Origin of the sequence: Pseudomonas sp. SJZ078, assembly GCF_007828255.1 — a bacterium.
Lineage (GTDB): Bacteria > Pseudomonadota > Gammaproteobacteria > Pseudomonadales > Pseudomonadaceae > Aquipseudomonas.
Map to the genome: position 1 here is coordinate 1 of NZ_VIUG01000066.1, position 8,749 is coordinate 8,749.

The 8,749-nt window shown below is 59.1% G+C and carries 7 protein-coding genes and 1 pseudogene; 6 read left to right on the forward strand and 2 right to left on the reverse strand.

Going from position 1 to position 8,749, the window contains the following annotated elements:
* Positions 1-129 precede the first annotated feature (129 nt).
* Entirely contained in the window at positions 130-1,266 is a 1,137-nt protein-coding gene (locus FBY02_RS27745) for a catalase family protein (RefSeq protein WP_144931700.1), read from the reverse strand.
* Between the two features lie 31 nt (positions 1,267-1,297).
* Entirely contained in the window at positions 1,298-3,061 is a 1,764-nt protein-coding gene (locus FBY02_RS27750; protein ID WP_371921444.1) for a di-heme-cytochrome C peroxidase, read from the reverse strand.
* A gap of 315 nt (positions 3,062-3,376) precedes the next feature.
* Between FBY02_RS27750 and FBY02_RS27755 the strand changes: the two genes are divergently transcribed.
* The 6 genes and pseudogenes from FBY02_RS27755 to FBY02_RS27780 form a co-directional block, all read left to right on the forward strand.
* On the forward strand, positions 3,377-4,090 hold the full coding sequence (locus FBY02_RS27755; RefSeq protein WP_003204577.1) for an FKBP-type peptidyl-prolyl cis-trans isomerase: 714 nt from the start codon (positions 3,377-3,379) through the stop codon (positions 4,088-4,090).
* A 291-nt stretch (positions 4,091-4,381) separates the two neighbouring features.
* Positions 4,382-4,837 carry a YkvA family protein gene (locus FBY02_RS27760; RefSeq protein WP_144931704.1) on the forward strand — a complete coding sequence of 152 codons (456 nt, stop codon included), beginning with the start codon at positions 4,382-4,384 and terminating at the stop codon, positions 4,835-4,837.
* A gap of 113 nt (positions 4,838-4,950) precedes the next feature.
* A complete protein-coding gene (locus FBY02_RS27765; protein WP_144931706.1) occupies positions 4,951-5,292 on the forward strand; it encodes a helix-turn-helix domain-containing protein in 342 nt (113 codons plus the stop codon).
* Positions 5,289-5,660, forward strand: a complete 372-nt coding sequence (locus tag FBY02_RS27770) for a hypothetical protein (RefSeq protein WP_003179080.1) — start codon at positions 5,289-5,291, stop codon at positions 5,658-5,660. Before FBY02_RS27765 ends, FBY02_RS27770 begins: the two co-directional genes overlap by 4 nt.
* A gap of 127 nt (positions 5,661-5,787) precedes the next feature.
* Positions 5,788-7,293, forward strand: coding sequence for a Fic family protein (locus FBY02_RS27775; protein WP_144931708.1), 1,506 nt, complete (start codon positions 5,788-5,790; stop codon positions 7,291-7,293).
* A 235-nt stretch (positions 7,294-7,528) separates the two neighbouring features.
* Positions 7,529-8,749: pseudogene (locus tag FBY02_RS27780) on the forward strand (type IV secretion protein Rhs); the annotation flags it as partial.

Consider the following 8,749-nt stretch of genomic DNA (forward strand, 5'->3'; position numbering starts at 1 on the left):
TGAATGGGCATAAAAAATCCGATACCAGAGGACTGGTATCGGATTTTCTAGAAAGCCCGGCTTGGACTCAAATGCTTAAGTGAACAGCATTACGCTCATTGAGCGGGCTTTTTGTTGTCTGCCTTTTATCTACTGCTCGGCATTCCGGCTGTGACGGTAATCGCTGACTGCCTCATACACTGCTTTACGCAAGCGGTTGATGCCGCCAATAGGGCGATGCGCCTCGATGCCGAACCAGGGGTTGAACGACTGGTTGTCGCAGGCCAGGTTCAGCTTGGGGTTGTCGAAGTCCTGGGGCGGTACCTTGATTCGCGCCACCGTCTCGAACGGCGCGTCACTTTCTCGCCATTCAATGCTGGTGTCCTCGATCGGCATGTATTTGCCTGGGTCCTGGCGTTGGATCTGCAGGACAAAACACGCCGGCACGCGGTCTGTGGATAACTGCTGATGCAACGCACTGCGCAGGAAATTCGGCAGTGCCTGGTTTTGTGGCGGCAGGGTATAGCTTGGGCAACTGTCCGGGTCTGGTGCTACACGAAACTTGGCGTTAGCCTCGCCGAACTTGTAGGGCGATACTGAAAAGTACGTAGTCTGGGTCGGACTGACGGGAGGCGGTGACAGCGTCGCCAGGGCGATGAACAGATGGCGGATCTGCCAGCTGCGCGGGTCCAGCCCAGGAAAGAACGCCATCACTTTTTTGCCGTCGGCCTGGGCGGCCACATTCTGACGGTACTCGGCGACATCACTGACGAAGAAATTTGGGTGATTGAACATCACGAAATCCTGTTCGCCCTGTGACTGTCTATCCGCCAGCAATGCCTTGCCCGGTACGTTCAGCAGTTTGATGGCCATCCCTCGCGCATCCCGCAGGCTATCGAACTGTGGGTACGCGTTGCCGTTGGACAGGCGCATCGTCGCTTGCCAGACCTTGCCCGGCTCGGCAAACACGCCCTGACGCAGGGGGGCGGGCAGGTCGCTCGGCACCTGGACTTCAGCCATCACGCAGCCATGAGCCTTGGCGTGGGCGTCGCGCAGATAGCGCGTGCCTTCGCGATGCTGATCGACGATGCGGATGGCGGTCTGGATGATCTCCTGGGTCATGGCGGCTTCGCCGGACGGTATCTGTTCCTTGTCCGACACCGGGCCGTTGTATTGCCAGGCGAACCAGGCCGTGGCGAGCGCCCAGCCGAGCAAACCGATGCCCAGCAGCCAGAGGAGGGTCTTGCCCAGAAAGGCGCCGAGGCGCAGCCAGAGCGTAATCAGCATGGGGCAATCCTTTTACCTGAGAAGTTCGTCATCACAGTTGCGACTCCAACGGCCCGCCCAGCACCTTGAGGTACTCCAGCAATGCCCAGCGCTCCTGCGGCTGCAGCAGGCGACCGATCACCCCGTTGCCCCGTTCGCCAGCGCGGAATTCATGACCGCTGTTATGGTTGCCGGTGATCCGGGTGTCGAAGAGAAAACCGTTGGTGAAGGCTTCGGTGCGGTAACCCAGGTGCCGGGGATCGTACTCGAAGCTGCCCTTATAGAAGGTGGTCGCCCGTTCATCCTGAGGGGACAGCAACTGATAGATCGTCGGCACCGAGCCGTTATGCAGGAACGGTGGCGTGGCCCAGACGCCGGCCAGTGGCCGGGCCTTGTAGGCGCGCAGTTCGCGTACACCGATGGGCAGGCCGAAGCCATCCATGGCCGGCCGCTCGACCGGGGTGACGCCGGCGTCGCGGTAGGCGCGGCTCTCGACGAACGCCGTGACGTAGGCCAGGCCCTTGGCGACCGAAACCTGGCTCAGGTCCAGCGGCTGCGTCGTAGCGGGGTGCAGTTGCACATCCAGCTTCGCCAGTTCGGCCGGCTCCCATTGCAGGTCGGTCAAGTCGAAGCGGTGGTCGGCAATGTTATTGGCCGTGCCCGGGTCGGTGCCGATCACGTTCACCGGCAACATGTGCAGTTGCTGGACCGGTCTGTCGGGTCCCTGGACTACTTTTGGCACGTGGCAGCCGGCGCAGTTTTCCGCGAACAGTGCCCGACCTTTGGCGGCCAGGGGTTTATCGATCGGGCCCAGCAGTGCTTCCGGCCACGCCGGGGGCTTGAGCAGTTGCAGGGTTTCTTCGATCGTATGCAGATCGCGCACGCGTACGCTGGAGGGGTAGCGCGCATCGCCCTGCAACGGCTTGCCCTGGGCATCGAAGAAATTCAGCGTAGCGCCGACACCCAGTGCTTCACCAACATTGCGGGCCATCGGCTGTTGGGCCGAGCCGTTCCATTGCACCCAGTCGAAGGTCCAGATATCCCACAACTGCGGATAATCCACCGGGGCGTCGGCGACCCGGTAATTCTTCGCCGAAATGGCATCGCCGAAGCTGGCATTGGCGATGCGACCAAACGCGTCTGTGCGGCCAGGCCCTTCTTCGGTGGGGTAAAGACCGCGATGGGTATCATTCCAGGCAACCCGCAGGAACGTATCCAGGGAGTCCTTGAAGGCCTTGCGCAAGGCGTCGTGACGGTCATCGTCGTAGTCCTGGCCCAGGACCTGACGGGCGAAGCGTTCGAATTTCCAGGGGTTGTAGTAGGTCGAGGCGAGGCTGGCGACCAGTGCCTGTCCGAAGCTGCCACCGCGCAAGGTTGGCACGCTGGAGGGCAGGACATGTTGCGCCGAACCGCCGTCGATCCGTATTGCCTGGCCCTTGAAACGTAATTCGCCGGTGTGGCAGGCGGCGCAGGTGATGTCCAGGAATTGTTCGGTGCTGCCCGGGTTCTGGTGTCGCGCAAAACCCACCGGCAGGTTACCGGGGTTGTCCTGGGAGGCTTTCTGCGCCGGATCGACCAGAAAGCCGAAGCGCGCCAGGTATTCGGGCGACGCGAAGCGCTGCTGCGAGAATGGCAGTTCGAGGGCCGTGAACCATTCGTAGCGCAGGCCTTTGACTTGCGTCCCCTGGGGTGTGAAGTAATACGTCTGGCGCTCGGCGGCGCTCCATTGGTCCAGGTAGTGCACCTGTTCGACGGGGGTGTAGAACGGCAGTCTGGGATTGGCGACGTAATAAAGCACCACGGCCACGGCGACCATTACCAACACGAGAAGAAATAGGAAAATGCGAGAGAGGAGGCGCACGGTCACGTCCTTGTATTTTTGATACGCCCTTATGCCTCAGTGCTGCGCGGCCGGCAAGTGGCCATTATTTGTTGGTCGGCAGGATGCGGCGATAGGTCCCTGTACGTAATAGATGACAGATGCTTCATCTGCACACGATCAAAAAGCGTTTGTGGCACCTGAACTTATCCCCGGTTTTCGGCTCACATGCCGGTAGCCATTGGTCGTGGCGGCCTGATAAGCTCGCGGCTTTACTCGATTGCCCTTTAGGCGCATGAACAAGGAAATAGCATGAAACAGCATCGGTTGGCGGCAGCGGTTGCCCTGGTTGGCCTGGTACTCGCAGGTTGCGACTCGCAGACCAGCGTTGAGCTGAAAACCCCGGCGCAGAAAGCTTCCTACGGTATCGGCCTGAACATGGGCAAAAGCCTGGCTCAGGAAGGTATGGACGACCTGGACTCCAAAGCGGTCGCCCAAGGCATCGAAGATGCCGTCGGCAAGAAAGAACAGAAGCTGAAAGACGAAGAGTTGGTCGAAGCCTTTGCCGCGCTGCAAAAGCGTGCCGAAGAGCGCATGGCCAAGATGAGTGAAGAGTCGGCGGCCGCCGGCAAGAAATTCCTCGAGGAAAACGGCAAGAAGGCTGGCGTGACCACCACCGCTTCCGGCTTGCAATACGAAGTGGTCAAGAAAGCTGACGGCCCGCAGCCCAAGCCGACTGACGTCGTGACTGTGCACTACACCGGCAAACTGACCAATGGCACGGTGTTCGACAGCTCCGTGGAACGCGGTAGCCCGATCGACCTGCCGGTCAGCGGCGTGATCCCGGGTTGGGTCGAAGGCCTGCAACTGATGCATGTCGGCGAGAAGTACAAGCTGTACATCCCGAGCGACCTGGCCTACGGTGCCCAGAGCCCGAGCCCTGCGATCCCTGCCAACTCGGTTCTGGTCTTCGACCTGGAACTGCTGGCGATCAAGGATCCGGCAAAAGAAGACGCAGCCAAGTAATCGCGTCTGCTATAACAACAACGCCTCGCTTATGCGGGGCGTTGTTGCATCCGGGCTGCGGAAAATCCGAAAAAACCGAACGCACAGCGCAGGCGGCAGTCATAGGCAATACGGGTGCTTGCTAGACCCAGTCCGCCCGTCAAGTCAATGAAATATTGGGTTTTTTATGTGAGTAAAAAACGCCCGATCTGAGTTTGGCCCTTATGAAATGCGGGCTTCAGCGGTGAAATGAAGCTCTGTTCACAAGGTTATCCACAATTTGTGTGGATAACATTTCAGTAGGAAGAAAAAATGAAGGCACCGTGGAATTTTGCACGATTCCTGCCCTTGGCAGGGCGGTTGCTGGCCCGTGGCCGTTTACCAACGCTCCTGTTTGCCGTCGCCCGCAAGGGGGCCCGGGAGGGTGGACGGCTGGGGAGACTCAAGGACGATCTGCGTTTGTTGCAGGCGTTGTGCCTGGCTTATTGGCGTGGCGAATACCGTGCGGTCAGTGCCAAGTCGCTGTTATCGGTGGTGGCAGGGCTCATGTATTTCCTCAGCCCCCTGGATGCGATACCGGATCTGCTGCCGATGTTTGGCATGATCGACGATATCGCCGTGCTGGCGTGGATCATGAAAACCCTTGATGACGAGCTCAGTGCCTTCCGCGCCTGGCGTGATGCGCAGTCCCCCGACAAGCTCGCACGGGTCGAAAGACTTCCCGATACCCCTCGACAACTGCAGCTTCAGGAACAGAAAAAGCCCTGATTCCGTTCGTTTCCCTTCGGGCGACCATCACCCCGCGACCTTAGCCGCCATTTAGGATTACACTTCCAAGGAAAAGGCTGACTCGCTAAGTGTCATCGTCCTACGGGGTAGAGATGGATATTCAGATAATCACACGCGACGGAGAGCCCGAGTACGCGGTTTTGCCGTGGGACCAGTACCAGTCGTTGTTGAAAGCCGCAGGCATCCATCAAGCACCGCCGCAAGAGGCCAAGGCCCTGCACGCGGCGGCACCGGACCAGATTCTTCCTGGCCTGGATCAATTACGCAGTTTGCGCGAAGGGAAGGGCATCGCCATCGAGGCGTTGGCCCGCACGGTAGGTATCAGCCCGTCTTATCTGGCCATGATCGAAAGCGGCGAGCGTCAGCCCGATGCTGCGATTCGGCGTAGTCTGGCCTGGGAATTGACGGTGCCGGGTTGGAGGGAAGGATCGTGAGTGTACGTATCAGTCGGCAGCATTGGGATGGGTTGTTGGGTGAGTTGGACCAGGCGCGCCGCCAGCGCCATTTGTTGACGTATCGTGCTTTGCTGGAGCGTTTGCAGCTGCCCAGTCCGGCCATGCAGACCCTGACCGCCGCCCTTGAACATCTGGCGGCGCTGGACGCCCGGGCCGAACAGCCGTTGCGCAGCTCCCTGGTTATCAGCCAGGGCGCCAGCCGGTTGCCACGCACCGGTTTCTTCGAATGCGTGGAACGCCTGGGGCGCTTTTCCGGCCCCTCCGATGGCGTGGCCGCCGCGTCCTGGCATGCTTCGGAAGTGGTCCGGGTGTTCGAGTATGAGTATCCGGAGTCGGCGGAGGCCTGAAATGCTTTGGTGGATTCCGCAGCTGGCGAGTTAAGAAAAACTCTGGATAATCGGTCAATCTGAAGATTTTATTGGCCGAGTGAAAAAAAAATGTGCGGCCAAATCAAAACTAAAGGATTTGCGCGCCATGAATTCAGCTGGATATGCTTGGCTGCAGGATGCTCTGCAACTGTCAGTCTTCCCTTTGCGTCAGCCTGCCAGAGTGCAGCCTGTAACCCGGTTGGAACGGATTGGCGATACGCTTGCTGTTCCGCCCGGTATAGCCCCTGGACCAGATGATCTGCTGGGGCATGTACTCTTTGCCTTGAAACATGAGGGCATCAATCTAGCTATTCTAGCCCAGGCGTTACCTCAGATTTCGCTCGACGCCTTTGAAGCGGAGTTGAAAGATGCTCCGAACGGGATCTACATCCGCAAGGCCTGCTTCCTGCGCGAAGCATTCACCGGCGACGAGGTGGCCCAATCCTCACCGGTGAAAGGAAGCTTCATTCCATTATTCGATCCAGAACAGTACCTGACGATGCCTGGCGAACGTAGCTCCCGCTGGCGAGTCGAGTTCAATGGCATAGGCACACTGGCCTACTGCGCTACTGTTGAGCGGACACCGCAGGTCATGGAGTTGCTACAGCATAATATCCTCGAGCGCGCGCAGGCGTTCATTCGGGGGCTCCCATCGGGAATGATGGATCGGGCAATCAACTGGGCTTATCTGCACGAAACCCAGGACTCGTTCGCCATCGAGAAGGAGTCGCCGAGCGAGGATAAATCCAGACGTTTTATTCAACTGCTCAGGCAGGCGCATGAACGCATTCCTTTGAGTGAGGACTATCTGGTGGCTCTCCAGAATGCGACGATTTCCAACCCCTACGATAAGGCTGCTGCGTTCCGCCATGAACAGAATCACTTGGCTAACGGCCTGCAAGGTGCCGCTGGCGTAACGTATGTGCCGCCCGCTCCAGACCTGTGTCGAGAGTTGATGGAGCAGCTTATGGCCCTGGGCAATGAGGCAACGGCACATATCGATCCGTTGGTCGCAGCTGGGATCATTTCGTTTGGTTTCGTTTTCCTTCACCCTTTCATGGATGGGAATGGCCGACTCTCACGCTTCCTTGTCCATCAGACATTGTGCCGCGCTGGCGCTTTGGAACATGGTTTGCTGCTTCCGGTATCAGTGGCTATGAAGCGTGAGGAGCGCCTCTACCTGGAAACCTTGCAGGAGTTCTCACGGCCTGCGCGAGAGTTCTGGAATGTCCGGTGGATTGATCAGGGTAACCTGTCATTTGACTTCACTGGTCACCCGGCGATTTATCGATTCTGGGACGCCACGTCGTGCGTGCGATTCACTCTGGAGATGGCTAAGCGAGCGCTTGAAGTTGAGCTTCGTGAAGAAACCGTTTTCCTCGAAAACTACGACAGAATCGTTAAGGCTGTTGATGAGCGTTACGATGTCCGAGGCAGTGACTTGTCCAATCTGGCGATGATGTGTCTGGCGCAAAATGGCGTGGTCTCGAAGCATCGACGCAAACAGTACAAGTATTCAGTGCAAGAGGAAGTGTTTGACTTCATTGAGCAGGTCGCGCAGACATTGCTTAGGGAGCAGGAGAAGCTACGAGTTGAAAGGGCTGACCAGTAGCGTCCTGTAACTGGTGCGTGCTCTGTGCAGTAGCCGACGTCCTCCATTTTTGACCTATTCCGCCAGAGCGGTAATGGTTTTTCGCATTTAGCGAATCGCCCTACACCCACTGCATATTTCCCTGACTTATTTCCTCAGCCATCCCCGGCAAAGTCTCGCGCTTCCTGAGTGCTGCGAGGCGTTTGCCCATGTTCGACCGGTTTTTCCTGCAGGCCCTTGATCGCGTCATGCCTTGATGGATCAGGTGCACCGTATCGAGCAGGCGCTCGACAGTTTCAAAGACACCCTTTCCCTCTATCGCGAGCAACTGGAGCGCTGGTATGGCCGTGCGGCGGACCAGGCCAGCCAGGCGGCCGACCTGCCTTCGCTGATGGGCATGGAGCGGCTGATCCGCTTCGGTGACAGCACTACCGCCGTCAGCAGCGGCGACGATGATTTTCTCTCTGCCGTCGTCCAATGCCCCCAAGGCGGGGTAATGACGATCGAGAGCAAGCTGGAGTCGGTGTACGACGTTCCGCTGGGCGACATCGTGGTGGATGTCGTGGCGGTGGACAGTGGCGAGGTCACGCCGGTCACCCTGGATACCCAGGGGGTGGGAACCTTCAGGGGGGAGGCGGGCAGGTTCTATCGGGTTCATGTCCAGGGCGAGGTATCGCCCGCGCAGATCAGTCAGCTATTTTCTTCCTACGATGGCCTGACCACGGAGCTGACAGACTGGCTGCGCGGCGAGTGGCTGGGGTTCAAGCCGCAATGGGCGCAGCAATCCCTCGTCACTTCGGCCAGTGCCGTGGGCAACGGCTTGCTCGCCGGCAGTTGGGCGGCAATCGAAGGGGTGTGGGACAGCATCGGCCTGCTCTCGGACATCCTCAAGGATCCTGGCGAGTTTGCAGATCGGCTGGGTGAAAGTGCCGGGCAGTTGGTGAAGCTGGCGCAGACAGCACCGCAAGTGATGGCGAAACTGCAGTTGCTGGCCAGTGACGAAGCGGCGCTGTGCTTGCTGATGCGCACCGCCAGCCTCTGGCTGGAGATGCTGCCGCCCAGCGAACTCGCCGGCGAAACAGCCGAAGCCTTGTCGACGGTGGTGGTGCAGTTGCTGCTCGACCTGCTGATCGGCCTGCTCCTGACCTTTGCCGGAGCGGGGGCCGGTATCGCTTACCTGTCGATGCGGCTGGCCAAGCACAGTGCAAGCCTGATGAATGCCGTACAGCGTTTCATTGGCGCGATATTCGCCCTCGTCAACGGCTTCATGGGTTACGTCGACCGCTATAAAACCGTGGCAGCGCGGGGCATCGCAGCCGGAGTAAAAAAAGGTCGGATGCAATTACGCTGGGATGCGCAACGCAACACCACGCTGAAAAAATACGAACCCCACGACGACGCCCCGGCCCAACCGAAAAACCCCAATGGCGACAGCGCCGACAGCGCGGCCCTGACCCGCACCGACGGCTGCCCGGTG